This is a genomic window from Chloroflexaceae bacterium, from assembly GCA_025057155.1.
Classification (GTDB): domain Bacteria; phylum Chloroflexota; class Chloroflexia; order Chloroflexales; family Chloroflexaceae; genus JACAEO01.
In genome coordinates this window covers 168,026-189,277 of sequence record JANWYD010000008.1, presented here as the reverse complement: position 1 = coordinate 189,277, position 21,252 = coordinate 168,026, and the positions used below count along the sequence as shown (strand labels likewise).

The window sequence follows — 21,252 nt, the reverse complement described above, 5'->3', positions numbered from 1 at the left end:
GTTGCTCCTCACGAGAGCCGGATTCGGGGATCGACAATTGTATATAGAATATCTGAGATTAAATAGCCGATCAATACCAGCACGGTGCTGATAAACAGAATCGCCATAGCCACGGTGTAGTCGCTGCGCTCGAGGGCGTCAACCAGCAGCCGGCCCATGCCCGGCCAGTTAAAGACCGACTCGGTGATCGCCGCGCCGGCCACCAGCGTCGGCAGCACCCCGGCCAGCAGCGTGATGAAGGGGATCAGCGCGTTGCGCAGGGCGTGCTTGGTGATCACCAGCTGCTCGCGCACCCCCTTGGCCCGCGCGGTGCGCACGTAGTCCTGCCGCAGCACCTCGAGCATGCTGGCGCGCACGAAGCGGCTCCAGCCGGCGATGTTGAAGAACGTCAGCACACTGACGGGCATAATGAAGCGCAGGAGGCGATCCAGCAACGAGCGGGCCTCCACCCTGCCGATCCAGGGAACGGTGTAGCCCCGCTCCGCCTCCGCGCCGCCGGAGGGCAGGTAGGGTAATCCGGCCTCCTTGGCGAGCACGGAGAAGATCAGAATGGCCATCACCCCCATGAACAGAGTCGGCAGCGACGAGCCGATGAAGGTGATGGTGGTCATCGCGTAGTCAAAGCGCGAATACTGCCGCACCGCCGAATAGATCCCCAACGGCACGCCGATCAGGATCGCCAGCAGGGTGGACACGCCCATCAGCCACAGGGTGTAGGGCAGGCGGCTCATCAACAGGTCGCTCACCGGACGGTCGCGGGCGATCTGCTGGGAGAGGCCAAAATCGCCAAAGAGGATGCCGCGGCTGACGGGGCGGTTCTCCAGGTCGGCCAGGGTGACCACTCGGGCGCAGCCCTCTTCGCGAATTTCCACCCTGCCGTCGGGGTAGCGCAGGCGCACCTGCCCGGGGATGGCACAGCCCACCACCATGTCGGGCGGGAGCAGGTACCACCCGCCGATGCGTACCGGCCCGCTGGGGAAGCCGATCAGCCAGCGGGTGAAGCGCACCGGCAGATAGAGATCAAGCTCGTAGCGCGCCTTGAGGCGCGCAATATCTTCTTCGCTCACGCGGTTCTGACCGGTGTTCTGCATCTGCTGCAAAAACACCAGCGGCCCCCCCGGCGCCAGGTACAACAGAGTGTAGCCCAGCATCGCCGAGAGGACGGTGACGATCAGCATCTGGAACAGCCGGCGGATGAGGTAGGCGGTCATGGCTCTTTCTGGGGGGTAAGGCCACCCGATGACGAGATGAACACAGCTCCCACAGGAGGGTCCGGAAGGGCTCTGCCTTTCCAGGAACATCCTGACGTGAAGACAGGCGCCTGGAGGGGCACAGGGAAACCAGGTTTCCCCGATGCCTCTCCCAAAGGAAGGGTCTGGGAGGGGCACGCCCTCCCAGAAACATCCCTTCGTCCCAGTACGCGGCACAGCCGCCTGAATCTTACCGCACGAACAGATTCATATCCATATGCTCCCAGGTCGGGCTGGCGTCAGTTTTGGCTTCGATCTTGCCCTCGGCCGCGGCCTTGAGCACCGCCTCCACCTCGGGGCCGGCGCCGAGGGTGGCCTTCTCGAGGATGTCAACCTCGCCGGTCAACAGCGCTGCTACGGCAGCGTTGGTATCGCCGAAGAACTGAATGATCACATTCTTCACCTTCGGCGCGCCGAGCACGAAGTTCGGGTTGGCCTCAAAGACCATGCTCTGGCCCTTCTTCCACTCCTTGAGGATGTAGGGGCCGTAGCCCAGCGGCGTCTCGGCAACCTCCGGCAGGGTCGCCCACTCCTTGGCCGGCACATCGGCCAGCTTGCGCCCGTCCGAAATGGTCTGGTGGGAGGGATAGCCGCCGTAGGGGGCCAGGAAGTAGGTCGGCCACTGCACGCCCGGCAGGAAGGTGATCGTGTAGCTGGTGTCGCTGGTCACGTTCACCCCCTCGGCGCCCTGGTGCGAGTCGCAGAAGGTGAAGGAAGTGGCGCCCGACTCGCGGTCGCAGCTAATCTTCACGCTCAGTTCGATGTCGGCCTTCTTCAGCGGCTCGCCATCGGACCAGGTAATGCCCTTGACGAGGTCGTAGGTCACGGTGAGCCGGTTCATCTTCACCGTGCCGCTCTGGTAGGTGATGGTCTCGCCGTCGGAGTTGACGATCTCGACCCCCGGCTTGAGTTCGACGGCCTCGCCATCGGCGCTCCAGACCGTATCGCCTTCCTTGACCTCAACCACCTCATTCTTGGCCTTGCCGCTCTCGATCGTGGAGAGGCCGTCTTGCAGCACGGGTTGATAATCATAGCTATACTGCGTTTGCAGTACGCCGCCAACCAGTTGGGCCGCCTGGCGCTGTACGGCGGCGCTCTCAACCAGCGAGAACATCGAGGCCGGCTCCTGGGTGAAGCCGAGGATAATCGTATCCTCGTTGTCGCTGCGCGCCCACTCGTAGGCGTTGGCGGTGATGTACTCGGTGGGGTCGGGCTTCAGGTTCTGGAGGGCCTTGTTCCAGGCGTAGGCTTCCAGGCGCTGGAACAGCGGCAGGCTGACCATGTCCTTGGTGAACTCCACCTGGAAAGCCTTGTAGTTCTTGATGCGCTCCTCACGGTTCAAGGTGTTATTGGCCGCGATGATCGCCCGGCTGGCCGCCTCGTTGCACCAGCCCATGTAGTTCTGGCCTTCCCAGTTATTCTCGGGCAGAGGGATCTGGTCACAGGCGTAGAGCGAACGCCCGCCCGGATCGGCCTCGCCCACCCAGGCGAAGGCCCCAAGCTCAAAGTCGCGCCGGCGCAGGCCCGAGGCGCTGCCGAACCACCAGGAGCCCGGGGCATGCTTGCGGATGATCTGGATGCCGCAGTTGTCGAGCAGTTGCTTTTCCAGCACCGTGGCCCAGGTGATGCGGAACTGGGCATTGGTGGTGGTGAACTCCAGGCTCAACGGCACACCATCCTTGGTGCGCACCGTCTGGCCCTCCTCGAGTTTCCAGCCAGCTTCCTCAAGCAGAGCCTTGCCCTTCTCCGGGTCAAAGGGGTAGGTGACAATCCCATCAGCCTCGGTGGCCACCGCCCAGTGGGTCCTGGGCAGGTTGGTGTCCATGAGCAGTTGTTCCTGCTGCTCGGGAGTCAGGTAGTTATAGACCGACTGGATCAACTCGCGGCGGTTGGTGCAGTAGGCAATCGCCTGGCGCACCTTCGGATCGCCGAGGATCGGGTGGGGCGTGGTGAAGGCGCCAGCGCCGGCTTCAGGGGTGGCCACCACTACCACCGTTTCGCGCACCGGCTCGGCCGTCTGAACAACCACGACCGTCTCGCGGACGACTTGGGGCGCGGCGGGAGCGCCGCCGCATGCCGCCAGGATGGGGATGAGCAGCGCCACGAGCGCCACCATGGCAGCGGGACGTTTGAGGAACCTTGCCATTGCCGTGTGAACCTCCTTTTTGAGCATCTGTTGTGCGGCCCGCGCGCTGCGAGCCTTGCTACGGGGATGGAGAGAGTCTAGCCGAAAACCGGGGATGGCGTCAAACGCCCGTGACTGACATCCACGGGTGCGGCGCGGTAGAGACGGCCCGCCGGATCATCTTTCTGCCGAAAAATGTTCGGGTGATTATACGAACGGGCATAACGACTGTCAAATTGTCGCCGCCTCGACGCCTGATTGGGGGGGTGTGGGAAACCAGGTTTCCCCGCCTCCCCGCCCAGGGCGGCGGGCTTTGATCCTCAACCCGCCGTGCTATAATGGGCAAACCGCGATAGCCCCCGTGCGTTCAGTGCAGGAGCCTCTGTGTCAGCGTCAATGTCCATGCTGGCCGCTGCGATCGTGGATTGCCTGCGGACGCTCTGTGCGCAGCCTTCGAGCGTCGGGCGCCCCGACGAACTGGCGCGCAGCGCAAACCTGATTGCCACCCTGTTGCGACGCCTGGGCATGCAGGTGTATCGCGTGGATGGGCACGGGCCGCCGGTGGTGATCGGCCGCCGCGCGGGTCGCACACCTCGCACGTTGCTGCTCTATCACCGTTTCGATGCTCCTCCACCGGGGCCATGGCGCGCCTGGTCCCACGATCCCTTCCAACTGGCCGAGCGCGACGGAGCGGTGTATGGGCGGGGCGTGGCCGAGGGCAAGGGGCCGCTGGCGGCGCACCTGCAAGCCCTGGCGGCAATGATCGCCGACGAGGGCGACCTGCCCTGCGGCGTGACCGTGGTTGCCGACGGCGGCGGGCTGATCGGCTCGCCGGGCCTGGCGGCGGCCATCGCCGCCCACGGCCCCATCCTGCGCGCTGACGCCTGTCTCGGCAGCGTAGGAGACCGTGCCGCCAGCGGCGCGCCGCTGTGCTATAGCGGCAGCAAAGGGTTGTTGCAGGTGCGCCTGCGCGCCCAAGGACCGGCGCATCCCCTGCCTCCCGGGGCGGCCTCCACCCTGCCCAACCCCCTGTGGCGGCTCACCTGGGCCCTGGCGGCGATCAAGGGCGAAGACGAAGACATCCGCATCCCCGGTTTCTACGATAGTGTGGAGGGGCCGTCGCGCGAGGAAAACGCCCTGCTGCGCCAGCTCAAACTCGACGAAGCGGGGCGCCTGGCCGCCTGGGGCGCCGCCGGGTTCCTCTTCGGCATGCAGGGCGCGCCCCTGGTGCGCGCCGAGGTGACGTTGCCCACCTGCAACCTCAGCGCGATTCGCTCCTTTCCCGAAGGCGACCTGGCGGTGCTGCCCGCCGGCGCCGAGGCCGCGCTCGACTTTCATCTGGCGCCCAATCAGCACCCTGCCGAGATCGCCCGTCTGGTGCGCGCCCACCTCGATGAGAAGGGCTTCACCGACGTGACGCTGGAGGTGTTGCCCGGAGGCTACTCGCCCGCCCGCACCCCGCCCGACGCGCCGTTCATTCGCCAGCTTGCCGCGGCTGGAGCAGTGGTGCACGGGGTCATGCTACCTGTTGCTCCGGCGGGAGCCTTTGCTCTGCCGCTGCAACCCTTCGTTGAAGCCCATCCGATGCCCTGCGCCTCGGTCGGCGTAGCCCGCCCCGACAGCGCTCTCTTCGGTCCCGACGAGCACATCCCGCTGGAGGACCTGGCGCGCCACGGGCAGTTGCTCATCGAGGTATTGCTGGCCCTGGCGGGGGAGTAGGGAGAGATGGGGAACCGGGTTTCCCCGCGCCCCTGCCGAACAGAAGGGGCTGAGAGGGCGAAGCCCTCCCCGTCCCTTCTCAGGTGTAGGGTTTTCCGGCGCATGCTCGCGTCGCATGCGCCATCCAGGGCATTAGAACGCCCCCCGCTCCCCTCTCCCGCGCGCGGGAGAGGGGAGCGGGGGGTGAGGATCGTAAGCGCATTGAAATGCCAAAAACCCCTTTTCGCTTGAAAAACCCTACACCTGAGAGCTCCCCGCCCCTCCCGCGAGAAGTCCATGCTCATCCCGCATCCACGCCAGTCTCAGGCTCGAACCCCAGAATATCAATCCGCGAGCGGGCAAGTTCCACTGCGTCGCCCGGCTCTAAACGCGCCCTGCCGAAGGCGCTGGCCAGGTCATCGGCGGTTGCGCCGGTGCGCAGGCCCACCGTGCCCAGCCCGATGTCCAGCAAGAGTTCGGCGTAGAGGGTTTCATACGGCAACATGCCACGCCCGGTTTCCCAGGTAATAACCTCAAGCACATACCCGTAGAACGTCGGCGCCAGACTGGCCCGGGGCGGCGTCCAACTGCTTTCCGGACGCAGCCCGCGACGCGGGGGCCTCTCCTGGGGCCGCAGCACCCCCAGCGAGCACACCAGACGCGCGGCGCCGGCGCGACCCACGCCGCTCTCCTGGACCCGGTGATGGCGATCCACCACGCCGATGCGCACGGTCGAGGGAGTATCAACGGGGCCGCCCGTGGGCCGGAGCACCGCCAGCGGCAGATATCGGCGCCCATCGGGGTGCGGCTGCCCCGGCACAAGACGTTCCAGGACGCAAGGGAACTCAAGACGTTCCAGGAGCGGAAAGCGCATAGCTGTGACTGCCATTCATTCCGACGAAACAGGTCCGTCAAACGCCGCCATTCTCCGCATCCGGGTCAATCCCCAGGGCGCGCAGGCGCGCCGCCAGCCGCTCGGCCCGCTGCCGCTCTCGTTCGGCCCGCTGCCGCTCCTGCTCGGCCCGCTCGCGCTCCCGCTCGGCCCGCTCGCGCTCCTGTTCGACAAGTTCGGCGCCGCTCGGAATGACCGCTCCCTGGTCATCGCACCAGCGCAGCCAGGTCGCCCGCACCCCCTCGTACACCCCCTCCCACAGGGTGACGCCCAGACCCACGTCTGTCAGCCAGAGTCGCTCACAGGGCACATAGGTGCGTCCGCGCAACTCGAAGCACTGCACCGGCGTCTCGCCAAGCTGCCGCTGCGGGTCGAAGATCAGGTAGTAGCCAATACCGAGCTGCGCGTAGCGTTGCCGCTTGCGGTCAACCTCGCCGCCCTCGCGGTTCGAGACGATCTCGATCACCGCGTCTGGCGGTTTGGCAAAGCGCCAGATGAAGTAGGAGCGGTTGGGCTTGAGCCAGAGATCGTCAGGCAGATGCACGTCCAGGCTGACCAGCACATCCGGGACGATCGCCGGCTGCCCTTCGCCGAAAAAGATGCCCACGTTCGCTGCCACCAGAATGGGACGCCCCAGGCGCGCCGCCGCGTTGGCGCTGTAGATCGGCTCGGTCAGCAGGCGTTGCTGCTTCTCGGAGAAGAAGTTGTCCACGGGCGCGTCATCTTCGGTGATGAACTGCTCATAGTCCGGCAGATACTCGGGCGGCGGCGGTTTAGCCGGGTCGAGTTCCGGCAGAACGGGCGGCGGACCGGTCATCGTGGCATCTCCTTCTTTGAGGAGGGTGCTGACACCATATGTGGCGGCTCCTTCTTAAGGAGGGCGCTGGCTTAAGGAGAAGGAGAGCGCTGGCGCAACCCGGAGGGTTGCGCCAGCACCGATTCGACCGTAGGAGCCGGCGCCGGTTCAGGTGGCCGGGGCCGGCTGCGCTCCAGGGCTTCGAGGGCCTGTTGCAGGCGCCTCTCGTTCAGCGCCTCGACGAAGGCGCGCGGGCGAGCGGGGCTGAGAATAAGCGGCGGGCGCCCCTCGCGGCCCACTGCTGCCAGGCGTTCGAGATTGGTGGCGAGAAAGAACGCCTCGCCGAACGGAGCGAGCCGGAACGGCCCCTGATAGCCGAAGATCCCCGCATTGAAGGCGAAGCGCACCCCGCGCCGGGGCGCGTCGGCCAGATGCGACGCCAGCGAGGCGCCGGTGATGATCGTCAGCGGCACGCGCAGGGCCGGCAGCCAGCGCCGGCGAATCACCAGGTGCTGCGCGTCAATCTCGTAGCGGCGCGGCTGGGCGCCGTAGGTGAGCAGCAGGAATACCGCCACGGCCACCGCCAGGGCTACGGGCACGATCAGCCCTTCCCAGCGCAGGTTGGCCAGGTAGGCGAAGAGCAACGGCAGCATCAGCAGGCCCCCCAGATAGGCCAGCCCTGCCGTGAGCCGGCGGGCGTAGGCGTCCAGGGGCGCCGCCTCGAATACCAGGGTGGCTGGCGCTGGTTGTGTTTGACGTTCCACGCCACTATTATATACTGATCACGACGCGGCGGGCGCAGCGCGCCCCCGTACTGCGCAGGGCCGATGCGCCATGCTCGGAGCAAGCCCCGGATCAACCGCCGAAGGCGGCACGGCATCAGTCCCGGCGCAGCGCTTCCTGACACGCACACGATGGGCGTGGCATGCCGCGCCTGCACTCATATTTCATCTATGACAACTCAACCGCTGCGCCTGCTCCCCGTCGAGCCGGCCACCCTGAACTGGAACGGGCATCGTCTCGCCCTGTACTGTGCGGGCCGCGGACGGCCCGTGCTCCTCGTTCATAGCATCAACGCCGCTGCGTCAGTCTTCGAGATGCGCGCCCCTTTTGCGCAACTCCAGGACTCCTTCTCGGTGCACGCCGTTGACTTGCTGGGCTACGGCAATAGCGAGCGCCCGGCCCGCAGCTATAGCGCCGAGGACTACATCGCCCAGATTGGCGCGGTCCTGGAACACATCGGCGCGCCAGCGGCGCTGATCGCCAGCTCTCTCGGCGCAGCCTATGCCATCGTTGCTGCCGATCGCTGGCCCGAACGGGTCAGCGCCCTGGTGCTGGCATGTCCAACCGGTCTCCAGCAACTCGCCGACCCGGCCGGACCGGCGGGCTGGGCCGCCTACCGGGTGCTGCGCGGCCCTATCGGTCGTGGTTTGTATAACGGCCTGACCAGCCGCGCCAGCACCAGTCTCTTCCTGCGTTCACAGGCTTATTACGATCCCGCCTGCATAACGCCTGAGACCGTGGATGGCTTCTACCTGACTTGCCGCCGACCGGGGGCCTACTACGCGCCGATCTGTTTTCTGACCGGGTTGCTGAATTGCTCGGTGCGCGAGAGCTTTCCGCGGCTGCGCCAGCCGGTGCTGATCGTCTGGGGCAAACAGGCCACAACCACCCCTCTGCGCCAGGCCGACGCCTTTCTGGCGGCTAACCGCGGCGCGCGCCTGGAGGTAATCGACCGCGCTTCCATGCTGGTTCAGGACGAACGGCCCGAGCATTTCAATGCCATTGTGCGCGCGTTTCTTACAACCCCGTAATCGCGCGCCGTACAATCTTACGGTATAGTGTAGCTAACCTGGTGTGGCGGAGTTCGAAACCGTCTCCTGACTCCATGAGACCATACAAAAGCTGGTATAAACAAACAAGGCGTTTGCCCGGCAAGCAAGACCGTTCGCCCTGAAGCCTGCGCCGGGCCTGGAGGGCCGCGTCGGCGAGCTTTTCCAGACGGGCGTGGAGAAATCAGGTTGCTCATCAGGCGCTTATGCGAGTTCTGCCCCGCAGCGCACAATGGTATCTCGCCAGCCTCTGGGCGCTGGCGCTCGTCGTGGCCGGCGTCGGCCTGCGCCTGCTCTGGGCCCCGCCTTCGCTCGCCGAGTTCCTCGCGGCGTTAATTTTCACGGTCATGCTGACCGTCGCCGATCTGACCACGTTTGAGATGGACGACGGGCGGATCGTCTCCATCGCTGTGGCGGTGCTGATCGGCGCGCTGACTTCGCTCACATGGCCGGCGCTGCTGGCGGCGATCCTGCTCGGCACGCTCTGCGGAGCCCTGGCGCGCGACCAGGAATGGTGGAACGTGCTCTCGACCGTCGCCGTGCGCTGGCTCGCGGCTGCCGCTGGCGTGGCTGTAGCAACGCTCCACGTGGGCACTTGGACGGTGGACGCCGGCGGTGATGCGCTGCCATACACGTCGCTCGCCTCGCTGGGAGGTCTGCTGCTCACCGGCGCCGTCTTCTACCTCGTGGAACGCGGGGCCGTAGCGCTGCTCGCCCGGCTCAGCGCCGGCACGCCCCTCAGCGTCGGCTTGCGCCCCCGCCGCGATGAATTGACCTGGTACGTGTTCCTGCTGGCGCCCCTTGGCGGCCTGCTGGCTCTGCTCTGGCAAATCAGCGGCATCGCCATCGCCCTGGGCATCGTGCCCATGGTCCTCCTCCAGAACGCCCTGCGCAATCAGAGCGACGTGGCGCGCTATAGTAACGAGTTGCGAGCCATGGCCAGCAACTCGACCGCCCTCTCCGAGAAGCTGGAGCGCCTTCAGAACCTGATGGTCGCCCTGATTACCAGCCGTGACGTGCCCACCATGCTCCAGGTGCTGGTGGATCGCCTGGCCAGCCAGATGAACGCCACCAACGGCTGGGTCGTGCTGCTCGATGATCACCAGGCGCCGCAACTGGTGGCCTGGCATAACCTGCCCGTCGCCGCCAATGGGCCCGGACCCTTCACCGTGCCTCTGCCCAGGAGCTATGAAGCCGTGCTTAGCCGTGAGCGGGTGATGATGTTCACCGACCAGCATACCCAGACCCTGGCGCCCCTGCCCGAGCTGACCCAGGGCGTGTACTGGAACTCGCTGGTCTGCATCCCCCTGGTTGACGACAAGCGCGTGATGGGCGCGGTGTGTCTGACCTTCGCCGAAATCCGCGGGCTGCGGGAAGATGAGCAGCGCGTGTTGATGGCCTTCGCCCGCCAGGCCGCCACCGTGATCGCCAACGCGCGCCTCTTCCGTCGGCTCCAGGAGTCCCAGGCCGAGTTGATCCAGTCCTCGAAACTGGCCGCAGTGGGCACGTTCGCCGCGGGCATCGCTCACGAGTTCAATAACCTCCTGGCGGGCATGCTCGGCTACGCCCAGCTCGGTCTGGCTGCGGAAGACGAAGAGAGTAAGAACGAGGCGCTCAAGGTGGTGGTAGACACCTGCAGGCGCGGCAAGAGCATCACCGGCAGCCTGCTCACCTTTGCCCGCCGGCAGGAGCCGCGCCGCGAACTGGCCGACCTCTATGACGCCATTGAGGGCACGCTCACCCTGATGGAACTGGAACTGCGCAAGCACCACATCCAGGTGGTCCGCCAGCTCCAGCCGGTACCGCCCACGATCTGCGACGCCGGACAACTTGCCCAGGTCTTCCTCAATCTGCTTACCAACGCCCGCGACGCGATGAAACCTCAGGGCGGCGCGCTGACGGTGCGCCTCGAGGGCGACGAGCGCGAGATCGTTCTGGAAGTGAGCGATACGGGCAGCGGCATCCCCGAAAGCATTCGCGACAAGATCTTCGAGCCGTTCTTTACCACCAAGGGCGCGCTGGGCGGCAGCGCCACCCCCGGCACCGGCCTGGGTCTCTCGGTCTCCTATGGCATCGTGAAGAGCCACGGCGGCGCGTTCGAGGTGGAGAGCGAGCCGGGCAAGGGCACCACGATGCGCATACGCCTGCCGGTAGTCGCTACGCCCGAAGAGGCGGCGGCCTTGATCGAGAGCGAACGCGAACCGGCCGAGCTTCCCGCCCTGCGCCTGTTGCTGGCCGAGGACGACGTTCAGGTCGGACGCTCGCTGCGCAAGCTGCTGGAACAGATCGGCCATACGGTGACCCTCTGCTCCGATGGACGGACCGCCCTCGACGCCTACCGGGCCGGCGACTTCGATGTGGTGCTCACCGACCTGTCCATGCCGGGTATGAGCGGGTTGGAACTGCTCCGCGAACTGCGCGCCCTGGATCCGGACGCGCGCGTGGTGGCGCTCACCGGGCAGACCACCGGCAGTCAGATTGACGAGGCCCGCCGGCTGGGGGCCGTCGAGGTCCTGCGAAAGCCATTCGAACTCGAAGAGGTTCTGCGGGCCATTCGCAACGCCTATCTGCGCCGGCAGCCGGTGGCGCGTTAGGGTCTATCCGGATGCCGTGGCTGTCCGTTTCTGCGCGCAACTCTCCGAGTTGCGCTACATTTCTGTACGCGGGGGCGCAGCGCGTCCCGCCTTTACCGCAGTTCCGGCATATCTACAGGATCTTCGCGTGGCTCGCAGACTCCGCAGAACAAGGCCCGCGCGGTGACAATCGCCCGGCGCCTGCCCGTGTCGCTGCGATAGATCGCCACGATATGCGGCATCTCACAGGCATGCTCGCGGCATACCCCCCGCCCGCAGAAGACGCAGACCCCGTGGGCCGGTCGTTCGCAGTGCCAGCAGTTCATCGGTGACGCCTCTCTTGCATGCAACTACATCGCTGAGCGGCTCCTGGCGGCATTCCTCAGGAAGGTTGAGGCAAGGACGCGAAGGCGCGTGGCATTTGTGGTATTGATCTCGTCGCTTCGCGTCTTCGCGCCTTCGCGTCGAAATGGCCAGCGTAGCCAGGAGCGCTCAATTCATTTAAGCAAGGCTATAGCGCCGCAAGGCTTCTCCTGGCAGGCATTCGCCCCCCGTCCGCAGATCTGGCAATCTCATCGTTTTGTTATGGCTTCCGAGACCTCAATGACGCCAACCGTAGCCGGGGCCGCGCCCATGAACCGGCTGCGCTCATCGGTGGCGTAGGCCTCGGGATGAGCCGGGTCGTACCAGGCCACGCGCCAGATGTAGCTCCCCGCCGGCAGATCTGCGGGCAGTTCCAGGTCGAACTCCTCGCGGATAATGGCTCCCACGGGCCATGCGGCGGTGGGCAGCAGGGCATAGGTCGGCAGGTGCACGATCCGCCCCTCGACCCCCTCGAGAGTGCTAACGGGAATAAGGCTGCGGTCGGTTGGGAGCGGTCCGGTGGCCATCCAGGCAAAACTGGCCCGGTAGCGACGCCCCTCCAGCGGCGCAAGCCTGGCGCCAAGGAGTCGGACAGGGCCAAAGTAGGCCGTTTGTTCTGGAAGATCATTCGTTGGCGCCAGTGCCACCCTCTGGATCAGCGGCGCGCTGGCGTTCCGCTCAAAGCGCAGCAACCCATCCTCGGCCATAGTGAGGCCAAAGGCCGGGTCGCGCAGGAGCAGGGCGATCTCGGCGCGCTCGTAGGCAGGGCCTCCGAGGATCGTCTTGCCGTCAACGATGCGCCAGTCGAAGAGCGCGTCGGCCAGCACAAAGTCAACCCGGGGCAGCAGTGTGGGCAACCGCGCGCCGCCGGGATCGTCGGGGTAACGCACGGCGTAGAGCGTATCGCGGTCGGCCAGGCGGGGGGCCAGAAATATCGAGGCGGCAATGGGCGCCGCGGGGGGCGGCGCGTGGGTCGCCAGAAAGCGGTCCTTGAGCCGGTCGCGGCCGGTCACCCCATAGGCCGACGGGTCAAGCCCCTGCCCCGGCAGGCCCATCCAGAAGGCCGGGTTGAGGGGCTGATCCACCAGCAGGGTGCTGGTCAGGCCCACAACCACCGTCGTAAAGACCAGATCGGCGCGCCAGGAGCGCGTCTTCGCGCCAGGCGGGGCCGTTTCCGCCACGCCGCGGAGACGGGCGGCACCGTCAATCACGGCCATGACGATGAAGGGCACGGCCAGGGCATAGTGGTGATAGGCGTAATGGTAGCCCGCGCCCGGCCCGGTGCTGACCAGCACGGCCCCGATCAGGGGCGCGGCCATCAGCAACCAGCGCCAGCCGCGCCAGGCCAGGAACAGCGCGGGACCGACCACAACCAGGGCCGCGAGCGCCCGTTCGCCGCTTGTAGCGAGCAGCGTCTCGGGCGCGCCAAAGTAGTGGTTAATATAGTCATTCGCTACATGGACCCCGCCGGCGGCCTCGAAGCGGGGGCGGACGACCAGGAAGACCAGCGCCCCATAGAGACTGGCGACTCCGGCCGTGACCAGACCTGCCCGGCGCTGCCCGCCCCAGAGAAACATGTACGCCCCCAGCGCGGCCACAGCCACAGCCACATACACTTTGCACAGCAGGCTCACCCCCACCCACAGGGCAGCGGCGCGGGCGTCGCGGCGGTCGAAGGCGTCAATCGCCCAGAGCAGCAGGGGCATAGCCAGCGTATCGCCGTGAAAGTCGAAGAGGGCCGCAGTGAGGGCCACAGGGTAGAGCAGGTAGATCAGCGCGGCGCAGCGGGCCGCCGGCACGCGGTCGAGGCGGCGCAGGGCCAGGCGATAGACGGGGATGGCCCCCGTCGCTGCCAGCACCGTCTGACCGAGCAGCAATCCCCGCGGGTCGGGCCACAGGGCTACCAGAGGGGCAAAGGCATAGTAAATCAGTTCCACATGCCCGGCCAGGCGCGAGACGTTGCCTCTCGGCGAGGTGAGCATTAACGGCTCGCCACGCAGCACCGAGGCGATGGCCTGGTACATCGAGCCAAGGTCAAGCAGACCGGCATTATAGCCGGCGTAGCGCAGCAGGCTCAATCCCCCGATAACGACAACATACACGGTCATCGCCACCCAGAGGATCGGGTCACGGGGAACACAGTGCGCGCGAGTCAGTTGCTGCATCGAGATCTCTATTCAAATACCTGACACCCTGGCGGGAGTGGCGGGGGCCTGCGGCCCTGCCGGCTTTCCCGTTTCGGGGCGGCGCGATTACACCGCGCCACCCGGGAACGGGACTTTCGGAGGAACGAAGCCCTTCCGAGCCTCCCTTACGAGGAGAAGTCTCGTTTGAGTACGAAAATCCAAAATCCAAAATCCAAAATGCATTGATTCAGGCCGGGCGGCGCGTAATGACCCGGATGACGCCGCTGGAGCGCATGAGCGCCGAAACCAGCCCCAGCGGAGCGAACGCGGCCACCGCCAGGGGATTCTGGTAGCGCACGAAGCGCGCCAGGGCGGTATGCCCACGGGCGGCAAGCCAGAAGCGCGTACTGCCGATCCACACATTGGGCGCTGCCTGATGCACCACGCGCTCAACGCACAGACCGGCCAGGCTGAGCAGGGTGTGCAGCGTAGCTTGTGGGAAGAGAAAAAAGTGGCGGGGAAACTGGTACCCGTACCAGTCCCGGCCAAAGATCCGCGCCGTATGCGAGTCGATGTTGGGGATAGTAAAAATACAATAGCCGCCAGGCCGCAACAGACGAGCAATCCTGGTCAGCGTCTCCCGGGGGTCAGGCAGATGCTCAAGCACATGGCGCATCAGCACCAGGTCGAAGCTGCCGGGGGGCAAAGAGACGTCGTCGAGTTGCCCGGCGCGAACATCAAGACCGTGGCGCTCACGGGCGATGCGCGCCGCCTCCGGGCTCAATTCGAGCCCCAGGAGCCTGGTACGTCCCTGCCGCCGCAACTCCGCCAGAAACTCGCCCGTGGCCGAACCGAGTTCGAGGATAGGGCTGTCGGGCGTGGTGCGAGCGACGATTTCGCGCACTTCCGGGCGCCAGGCGATGCGGCGCATCCACATCAGGAAACGCTGGCGCTCGCCAATGTAACTATCATACGTTGGCGGGTAGATTTCAGCCAGTTCCTCAGGCGTGTCGGGGCGCGGACTCAAATAGACCAGGCCGCAGCGCAGACATTCTTGCAACGTGTAGACGCGCCGGTTCTGGGGGTTGTCGCGGTCGTAGCCGGTGCAGCGCAGGCGTTGCTCGGAGCTACCGCACAGGTTGCAGGTGATCGTTTTCACACGCTGTTCCTCCAACAGCGTCGGCGGAGAGGTGCGCCACGGGCCCACGACGACGCCCGATCGCGAACCACAGGCCCCCGGTCAGGCCAACAAACGTGCGCATGACGTGCAGAAAGATCGACAGGGAGAGCGCCTCCGCCGCGGCTACGCCCACGGTGGCCAGGAGCAGGACCATGGCGTGATCCTGCAAGCCCAGGCCACTGATGGTCACCGGCAGCACCGTAATCGCCAGCGCGATCGGAATGGTCGCAAAATAGGCCAGCGGTCCGGCGGCGATCCCGAACGCCTGACCGGCGCAAAAAACCGAGACGCAGATTACCACCTGGCGCAAGACAGAGATCGCTCCGGCTGCCAGCAGAACACCCGGTTGTCGGCGAAAGCCGAGGAGGCTCTGATGCGTCTTGAGGATCTGCTCGCCAACATGCCGCCACAGGAACCTGGGCGTCAGGCGCGTCATCCATCGAAACAAGGTGCGACTGAAGAGCGCTACGACGCCCAGGACGAAGATCAACGTCGCCGCGGCCAGCGTCCCTATCACCGCGCTATCGCTCCAAACCACCGGCAGAAACAGGACCGCGACAATGCCAACGATGATCGTCACCGCCATGCCCACCACCCGGTCAATCACCACCGACGAAATAGCGGCCTCGCGTCGCGCGGTATCGGGCGCCAGCAGCATCATTTTCACCACGTCGCCGCCAATCGAAGAGGGTAAAAACATGCTGAAAAAGGTGCTGATCAGCGTGACCCGGGTCAACTGGACGAACGGTTGTCTCACCCCCGCGCCGATGAGCAGCACCTGCCATCGCCAGATAAGCAGCGCGAAGGAGACCAGGTTCAGCACCGCCGCCAATGCCAGCCAGAGCGGTCTGGTCTTCGCGAACACCCCCCCGATGCCGGTCACGTCCACCTGGATGAAGAGCCAGCCAAGCAAGACGGCGGTCACCAGCGCCCGCACCACAACCTTACGCATGGGTTAATCTTTCACCGCAATGGTTTCGGCGCCCGGCGCCGCCGTAGATGGATCGGCCCCCATCGCCTTGCGAGCAAGAAGGGTATCGTAGACTGCGTTGATGGTTGCGCCGATCGCGCGCCACGAGTAGCGTTGTTCGGCGCGGAGGCGGGCGCGGCGCCCCAGGTCGGCCCGGCGGGCGGGATCGCGCAGCAGGGCGATGATCTGCGCCGCCAGCGCCGCGTCGTCGCCAGTCGGAGCGTAAACCCCGGCGTCGCCCAGGGTCGCAAGATTACCCGGCAGGTCAAAGGCGACGGTTGGCAGGCCACAGGCCATGTAGTTGAGCAACTTGCCGTTGCCTTCCATCGGTGTAAGCTTGGCCGAAACCGCCACATCGCCCAGCGAAAGGTAACGCGCCGCCTGAGCATAGTCAGTGCGCCCCGGCAGGGTCACATGATCCGCAATTCCCAGCGCCCTGGCGCGGGAGCGGTAACGCTCTTCATCAGGATAGCCCATGAGCAGAAAATGGGTCTCCGGGCAGGCGCGCAGGATGGCGGGGATGGCTTCGAGCAGGAGATCGACACCCTGGTAAGCGCTCAAGACGCCCAGGTACACCACCAGCAGGCGTTCACGGGGAATGCCCAGGCGGGTATAGAGGTCGGCAAGGCGCTCTCTGGGATAAGGCCTGAAGCGCTCGAGATCAACGCCATAGTCTACGGGAAACACCTTCGCCGGATCAAAGTCGAACATGCGCCGCAGGGCGTCGCTGAGGTAGCTCCACATGAGCATCCCATCCACGCGAGCGATGATCTGGCGCTCGATGGCCCGAAAGGCCTGGAACCGCGCGCCCTGTGGTCGCACAAAGCCGTGATTGACCAGCTCGCCGACCATGCTCCCCTGCAGGTCGAGCAGCAGAGGCGCGCCGAGCAAACGGGCGACGGGGAGGGCTACCGCGGCGCCCTCGTGCAGATGGGCGTGGATAATGTGCGGCTGGTAGCGGCGGGCCACCTGGAGCGTGCGCGCCATCAGGAGCACATCGAGGTACAACTTGTGCCACGACGGCCCCGCCGACCCCTTCCGGTACCACGGGATCGGCGGAATGCGGTAGGTCGGGATTGAGCCAATCGTGCGGCCGAGATGGTAGGTCACGATGGCGACATCGTTCCCGTTCACCTGCTGCGAACGCGCGACCTCGTAGATCTGAACGTGGCAGCCGCGGTCGAAGAAGTAGGGTGTCGGGGCCACCATCAGCACGCGCTTGTGCGCAGCCATCCTTCATGCTCCATCTGCAACTATGATGCGCCAGGGCCGTTCAACTCCTCCCGCACCACATAGATTGACCGGTTGCGCCCCTCGTAGTAGACCCGCGTGATCAACTCGCCCAGGAGACCCATGCCCAGAAACTGCACCCCGATCAGGACCAGCAGGATCGCCAGCAGCACTAGAGGCCGGTCGGCGATCGGCTGGCTGAGGATCAGGCGCACATAGCCCAGATAGAGGAGCAGCGCGGCGCCGATGGCCCCGCTCACCAGGCCGATGCCGCCGAAGACCTGCATGGGCCGGGTGGAGTAGGAGAGCAGAAAGCGCACGGTGATCAGGTCGAGCAGAACGCGGGTGGTGCGCCCGATGCCATACTTCGAGCGGCCATATTTGCGGGCGGCGTGGTTGACCGGCGCCTCGGCGACGGCCACCCCCTGCCACGAGGCGATCGCCGGGATGAAGCGGTGCAACTCGCCGTAGAGATGAATGTTCTTTACCACCTCGGCCCGGTAGACCTTCAGCGAGCAGCCGTAGTCGTGGAGATGCACCCCGGTGGCCAGAGAGATCAACCGGTTGGCGATGATCGAAGGGAGCCGCCGACTAAGAAAGGGGTCCTGGCGGCGAGCGCGCCAGCCGCTCACCACATCGAAGCCGCTCTCGGCCTTCGCCAGGAGCGCCGGGATATCGCGCGGGTCGTTCTGGAGATCGGCGTCAATGGTGACCACCCACTCGCCGCGGGCGCGGTCGAAGCCCGCGGCGAAAGCAGCCGTCTGGCCGAAGTTGCGCCGGAAGCGAACGACCCGCAGGCGCGCATCGGCGGCGGCCAGGTTGCGCAGCAGTTCAAAGCTGCGGTCGCGCGAGCCGTCGTCAATCGCCAGAATCTCGTAGGGATGCCCGAGCCGGTCGAGGACATCGGTCAACTGAGCGTAGAGATGGGGGATGCTCTCCTCTTCGTTGTAGATCGGCACCACCACGGAGAGGTAGGGTCCCGGCGCCGCGGCGACGAGATCGCGCAGTTCGGGGGCCACTGCACAGGTGGTCATAGCTAACTCCGGCACACGGTTCATCCTCTACAGTTTCTCCACCTGCAAACCCGTCAGGCGCCACTAACCGCCGGCTGGAGGGGTATGGCGAAACCGGGTTGCCCCACACCCACTCCGATGGTACGCGCCCAGGTCATTGTAGCGCAGGGCCCTTACCAGCGAGAAGCGGAGCGGGCGGGACGATGGTCCCGTTCGGGGGGAACGAAGCCAGAGAAGCGGTTCACACCTGAGTCACGCCTGGAAGAGCGCGGGGGAGGCGACGCCTTCCCGCGCCTTCCGTTCCACCCGCTGCACGCGCGCCCCGGGACTACCTGGCGTCGAACACCTCGTCCACACTCACAGCGAACCCGTCAATGAGCTTTGAGGCGGCGCGTTCGCCGCGGCGGAACACGCCGTGCTCAACGTAGGCCGCGCCCTCGAGCACGAGTACGGTGATCGTCTCATCGAGGGGGTTCACGATCCGGTATTCGGGAATGCCCGCCTCGGCGTAGTCGCGCCGCTTCTCTTCGATATCGCGCTCCGGCCTGTCCGGGCTTACAATCTCCATAACCAGATCGGCGCCGAGCCAGTACTCGTTCTGGTTCCGCGGATCATGCATATCCTTAAGGGCGAGAATGTCCGGCTGACGAAACTTCCCCGGCCGCACCTGAAGCCGTAGCGGCGCAAAGAGGACCTTCCCTCCTCGGGGGCGAAGCAGCAGCAGCAACACCTCGTACAGAAAGGCCAGGATGACCTGATGATCGCGGGTCGGCATCGGGAGGACCTCAATAACGCCATCGGTAAACTCAATGAGATGGTTCGTCTGATCGCTGAGCCTGAGGTACTGCTCAACGCTCCACAGGCCCTGGAGGGGCCGCAAATCCAGATCCAGCCCATCGGCCTCGCGGACCATGCGCAGGTCGTCAGCCCGGGTGTGAGTGGCCATGGCGCTCCACCTTCCGTGAGAGAGTAATCCTGACCAGAGTATACGCGAGCCGGCCAGAGATTAGCAAAACCTCTTGACACAAGAACGGCTGACTTTACCATACTATGGGAAGCCAGGTTTCCCCACGCCCCTGCCCGTGGGAGAACTCCGGCGATCCACGTTGTCTGGGAACTCGCCGATACGCTAATAATACGGTTGTCAGTAGTCTGTGAACTAGGTTTCCTTGCATTTCCGCCCCCCTCCCAACTTTCCCCCGATGGGGAGACGCGCCGGACTCCCTCCCCCAACGGGAGAGGGTTGGGGAGGGGGTTGGAGTTAGCGAAAAACTAAGTCCACAGAGTAATCAGACACCTTGCGGGAGAAGGAGCAACCCATGGCAATTAAAGCATGGGCGCTGAAACACCCCGTCGCGGCCTACATCGCGCTGACGCTCGGCTGGTCCTGGATCGTCTGGTTGCCGCTCTTCTTCATCGCCGAGCCGGGCCGTATCTTTGAGGGCGCGCCTTCCCCCGCGGTGCTGAGCTTGATGTTTGCCGGCCTGCTCGGGCCGGCGCTGGCCGGAGCAGGCCTGACGGCGTTCCTGTACGGCCGGCGGGGCCTGGCCGCGCTCGGCGCGCGGCTGCGCGACGCCCGGGCCGGGTGGTGGTGGCTGGCCCTGCTGGTCATTCCCCTGACCTACGCCCTGCTGCCGCTGCTGCGCTGGATGGCGGGGCATCCGGTTGACGCGGGCGCGATGCTTGCGCGGCTCGGCCCGGCGCTGGCCATCGGCATCTTCGCCGGGCTTGCCGAGGAGCCGGGCTGGCGCGGCTTCCTGCTGCCGCATCTGCTTAAACGCCGCCCACCGCTGGTCGCCGCGCTCCTGGTGGGCCTGGTCTGGGGTGGGCTGTGGCACGGCTACGCCAACTACTTCGGGCTTGGCGACCGGGGCTGGGCCTTCATGCCACTGAATCTGCTCCAGGGGTTGGGGTTGCTCACCGCGTGGTCGCTGATCCTCACCCGCGTGTACCAGCACACCCGCGGCAGCCTGCTGCTCTCCATCCTGATGCACGTGAGCATCTCATTCAGCGCGTTCGTCACGGGCCTGACCTACCGCTCGCTCGGCGACGAGTTGACCTGGACAGCCATTCAGGTGGGGCTGGCCTGGCTCGTGGCCCTCGGCTTCTGGCTGGCCACGCGCCCGGCGGCCGCGGCCCAGGCAACCCCGGTGCCGGGGCCGGCAGGTTAGCGCAGTGGCGCCAGGAAGTGCGGGCGAGCCAGGAAGGCGTCCTGACGCCGAATACGGCAGCAGGGCCGGTGGCGCTTGTGGAACATCGGGCGCTGCTCAGAACCGGCAGGGGCGACCAGCCGGTCGCCCCTGCCGGTCCAGACGGGCGGGAAGGTGGCGGGCAGCGCCCGCTCCACCTGTGGGTAATGTATAGTCCCTGGCGAGGGTTTCTGGCTCCTTCTCCAACGGGGGGGCTGGGGGAGAGGGCGGACATGCCAGGAAACGTACTTTACCGACCAATTCGTGGTCTGTGAACGAAGTTTTTCGCTCAACACGCCCCCTCCCCAACCCTCCCCCGCCGGGGGAGGGAGCCTGCCTCCTCCCCCGCAGGAAGGAGGTTGGGAGGGGGACGGAAATGTCAAGAAACTTGCTTTACAGACCAATTATGCGGCCAGGGGGAGGATTTCCCTCCCCGGCTCCGCCCAACGACGCAGGGCAGAGCGACGCCGGCGGACGATGTGCGTTGTAACTCCGCAGAGTATACTCTCCTCAGATAGATCAGGGCCGGCTGCCATACACTGTAGCGTGCAAGCCTGCCGGCCCGTCCCTCCTCTTCCGCGACTGCCCCTGGCGGGTCAGTCGCTTTTCTGTTACACTCGTGCGCGATTGTGCGCTGCACATTCCTAAAATGGGGAAACCGGGGTTCCCCATTCCCCTGCATGTGCATGGGCGTTCGCCACCCTCCCGGTTGATGGCAGGGGCGGGGGAGACCGGGGTTCCGCATTCTCTCAGGTGTAGGGTTTTTCAAGCGAGAAGGGGTTTTTAGCATTCCCATACGTTTACGATTCTCACCCCCCGCCCCCCTCTCCCTGAGCGGGAGAGGGGGAGTTGGGCGTCTCAATGCCCCAGATGGCGCATGCTCGCCTCGCACGCGCCGGAAAACCCTACCCCTGAGAACCGGGGAGACCGGGGTTCCCCATTGCCCCCTGCCGCAAGGGATGGGCGGGCGCGGCGCGTCTGCCCATCCCTCCCCTGGTGATAGCTGGAGGCTTTT

17 protein-coding genes are annotated in these 21,252 nt (G+C 65.8%); 4 read left to right on the top strand and 13 right to left on the bottom strand.

Annotation, left to right across the window (positions count from 1 at the left end; translation table 11 throughout):
• Positions 1-8 precede the first annotated feature (8 nt).
• Both NZU74_09135 and NZU74_09130 read right to left on the bottom strand, forming a co-directional pair.
• Complete coding sequence (locus tag NZU74_09135) at positions 9-1,211, bottom strand: ABC transporter permease (GenBank protein ID MCS6881484.1); 1,203 nt, start codon at positions 1,209-1,211, stop codon at positions 9-11.
• A gap of 229 nt (positions 1,212-1,440) precedes the next feature.
• Positions 1,441-3,396, bottom strand: a complete 1,956-nt coding sequence (locus NZU74_09130) for an ABC transporter substrate-binding protein (GenBank protein ID MCS6881483.1) — start codon at positions 3,394-3,396, stop codon at positions 1,441-1,443.
• Between the two features lie 363 nt (positions 3,397-3,759).
• Between NZU74_09130 and NZU74_09125 the strand changes: the two genes are divergently transcribed.
• Positions 3,760-5,094: a M20/M25/M40 family metallo-hydrolase gene (locus NZU74_09125; GenBank protein ID MCS6881482.1), complete on the top strand. Its 1,335-nt coding sequence runs from the start codon at positions 3,760-3,762 to the stop codon at positions 5,092-5,094.
• A gap of 280 nt (positions 5,095-5,374) precedes the next feature.
• On the opposite strand, the gene NZU74_09120 is transcribed toward NZU74_09125, so the two are convergent.
• From NZU74_09120 to NZU74_09110, 3 genes are all read right to left on the bottom strand, one after another.
• Positions 5,375-5,947, bottom strand: a complete 573-nt coding sequence (locus NZU74_09120; protein MCS6881481.1) for a hypothetical protein — start codon at positions 5,945-5,947, stop codon at positions 5,375-5,377.
• Between the two features lie 37 nt (positions 5,948-5,984).
• Positions 5,985-6,782, bottom strand: a complete 798-nt coding sequence (locus tag NZU74_09115; protein ID MCS6881480.1) for a Uma2 family endonuclease — start codon at positions 6,780-6,782, stop codon at positions 5,985-5,987.
• Positions 6,783-6,853: 71 nt separating this feature from the next.
• Positions 6,854-7,525 (bottom strand): PH domain-containing protein, encoded by a 672-nt coding sequence (locus NZU74_09110; GenBank protein MCS6881479.1) that lies wholly within the window; start codon positions 7,523-7,525, stop codon positions 6,854-6,856.
• Positions 7,526-7,714: 189 nt separating this feature from the next.
• On the opposite strand from NZU74_09110, the gene NZU74_09105 reads away from it, so the two are divergent.
• Positions 7,715-8,575 (top strand): alpha/beta hydrolase, encoded by an 861-nt coding sequence (locus NZU74_09105; protein ID MCS6881478.1) that lies wholly within the window; start codon positions 7,715-7,717, stop codon positions 8,573-8,575.
• 224 nt (positions 8,576-8,799) lie between these two features.
• Positions 8,800-11,187: an ATP-binding protein gene (locus NZU74_09100; protein ID MCS6881477.1), complete on the top strand. Its 2,388-nt coding sequence runs from the start codon at positions 8,800-8,802 to the stop codon at positions 11,185-11,187.
• Between the two features lie 92 nt (positions 11,188-11,279).
• Here NZU74_09100 and NZU74_09095 read toward each other — a convergent pair whose 3' ends face one another.
• From NZU74_09095 to NZU74_09065, 7 genes are all read right to left on the bottom strand, one after another.
• Entirely contained in the window at positions 11,280-11,492 is a 213-nt protein-coding gene (locus tag NZU74_09095; GenBank protein ID MCS6881476.1) for a hypothetical protein, read from the bottom strand.
• Positions 11,493-11,738: 246 nt separating this feature from the next.
• Positions 11,739-13,694, bottom strand: coding sequence for a DUF2079 domain-containing protein (locus tag NZU74_09090; protein ID MCS6881475.1), 1,956 nt, complete (start codon positions 13,692-13,694; stop codon positions 11,739-11,741).
• Positions 13,695-13,902: 208 nt separating this feature from the next.
• Entirely contained in the window at positions 13,903-14,814 is a 912-nt protein-coding gene (locus NZU74_09085) for a class I SAM-dependent methyltransferase (protein ID MCS6881474.1), read from the bottom strand.
• A complete protein-coding gene (locus NZU74_09080) occupies positions 14,783-15,787 on the bottom strand; it encodes a flippase-like domain-containing protein (protein MCS6881473.1) in 1,005 nt (334 codons plus the stop codon). The genes NZU74_09085 and NZU74_09080 overlap by 32 nt, the downstream gene beginning before the upstream one ends.
• A gap of 3 nt (positions 15,788-15,790) precedes the next feature.
• Positions 15,791-17,038 carry a glycosyltransferase family 4 protein gene (locus tag NZU74_09075; protein ID MCS6881472.1) on the bottom strand — a complete coding sequence of 416 codons (1,248 nt, stop codon included), beginning with the start codon at positions 17,036-17,038 and terminating at the stop codon, positions 15,791-15,793.
• A 20-nt stretch (positions 17,039-17,058) separates the two neighbouring features.
• Positions 17,059-18,069 carry a glycosyltransferase family 2 protein gene (locus tag NZU74_09070; protein ID MCS6881471.1) on the bottom strand — a complete coding sequence of 337 codons (1,011 nt, stop codon included), beginning with the start codon at positions 18,067-18,069 and terminating at the stop codon, positions 17,059-17,061.
• 307 nt (positions 18,070-18,376) lie between these two features.
• Positions 18,377-18,994 carry a Uma2 family endonuclease gene (locus tag NZU74_09065; protein MCS6881470.1) on the bottom strand — a complete coding sequence of 206 codons (618 nt, stop codon included), beginning with the start codon at positions 18,992-18,994 and terminating at the stop codon, positions 18,377-18,379.
• Positions 18,995-19,367: 373 nt separating this feature from the next.
• Between NZU74_09065 and NZU74_09060 the strand changes: the two genes are divergently transcribed.
• On the top strand, positions 19,368-20,219 hold the full coding sequence (locus tag NZU74_09060; protein ID MCS6881469.1) for a CPBP family intramembrane metalloprotease: 852 nt from the start codon (positions 19,368-19,370) through the stop codon (positions 20,217-20,219).
• Here NZU74_09060 and NZU74_09055 read toward each other — a convergent pair.
• Positions 20,216-20,395, bottom strand: a complete 180-nt coding sequence (locus NZU74_09055) for a hypothetical protein (protein MCS6881468.1) — start codon at positions 20,393-20,395, stop codon at positions 20,216-20,218. The genes NZU74_09060 and NZU74_09055 overlap by 4 nt on opposite strands.
• Positions 20,396-21,252: the final 857 nt, after the last annotated feature.

Coding starts and splice junctions, on each gene's coding strand:
- NZU74_09090 (MCS6881475.1), bottom strand. CDS start 13,694: ATGCAGCAACTGACTCGCGCGCACTGTGTTCCCCGTGACCCGATCCTC.
- NZU74_09135 (MCS6881484.1), bottom strand. CDS start 1,211: ATGACCGCCTACCTCATCCGCCGGCTGTTCCAGATGCTGATCGTCACC.
- NZU74_09095 (MCS6881476.1), bottom strand. CDS start 11,492: ATGAACTGCTGGCACTGCGAACGACCGGCCCACGGGGTCTGCGTCTTC.
- NZU74_09115 (MCS6881480.1), bottom strand. CDS start 6,782: ATGACCGGTCCGCCGCCCGTTCTGCCGGAACTCGACCCGGCTAAACCG.
- NZU74_09120 (MCS6881481.1), bottom strand. CDS start 5,947: ATGCGCTTTCCGCTCCTGGAACGTCTTGAGTTCCCTTGCGTCCTGGAA.
- NZU74_09075 (MCS6881472.1), bottom strand. CDS start 17,038: ATGGCTGCGCACAAGCGCGTGCTGATGGTGGCCCCGACACCCTACTTC.
- NZU74_09065 (MCS6881470.1), bottom strand. CDS start 18,994: ATGGCCACTCACACCCGGGCTGACGACCTGCGCATGGTCCGCGAGGCC.
- NZU74_09100 (MCS6881477.1), top strand. CDS start 8,800: ATGCGAGTTCTGCCCCGCAGCGCACAATGGTATCTCGCCAGCCTCTGG.
- NZU74_09105 (MCS6881478.1), top strand. CDS start 7,715: ATGACAACTCAACCGCTGCGCCTGCTCCCCGTCGAGCCGGCCACCCTG.
- NZU74_09070 (MCS6881471.1), bottom strand. CDS start 18,069: ATGACCACCTGTGCAGTGGCCCCCGAACTGCGCGATCTCGTCGCCGCG.
- NZU74_09080 (MCS6881473.1), bottom strand. CDS start 15,787: ATGCGTAAGGTTGTGGTGCGGGCGCTGGTGACCGCCGTCTTGCTTGGC.
- NZU74_09130 (MCS6881483.1), bottom strand. CDS start 3,396: ATGGCAAGGTTCCTCAAACGTCCCGCTGCCATGGTGGCGCTCGTGGCG.
- NZU74_09060 (MCS6881469.1), top strand. CDS start 19,368: ATGGCAATTAAAGCATGGGCGCTGAAACACCCCGTCGCGGCCTACATC.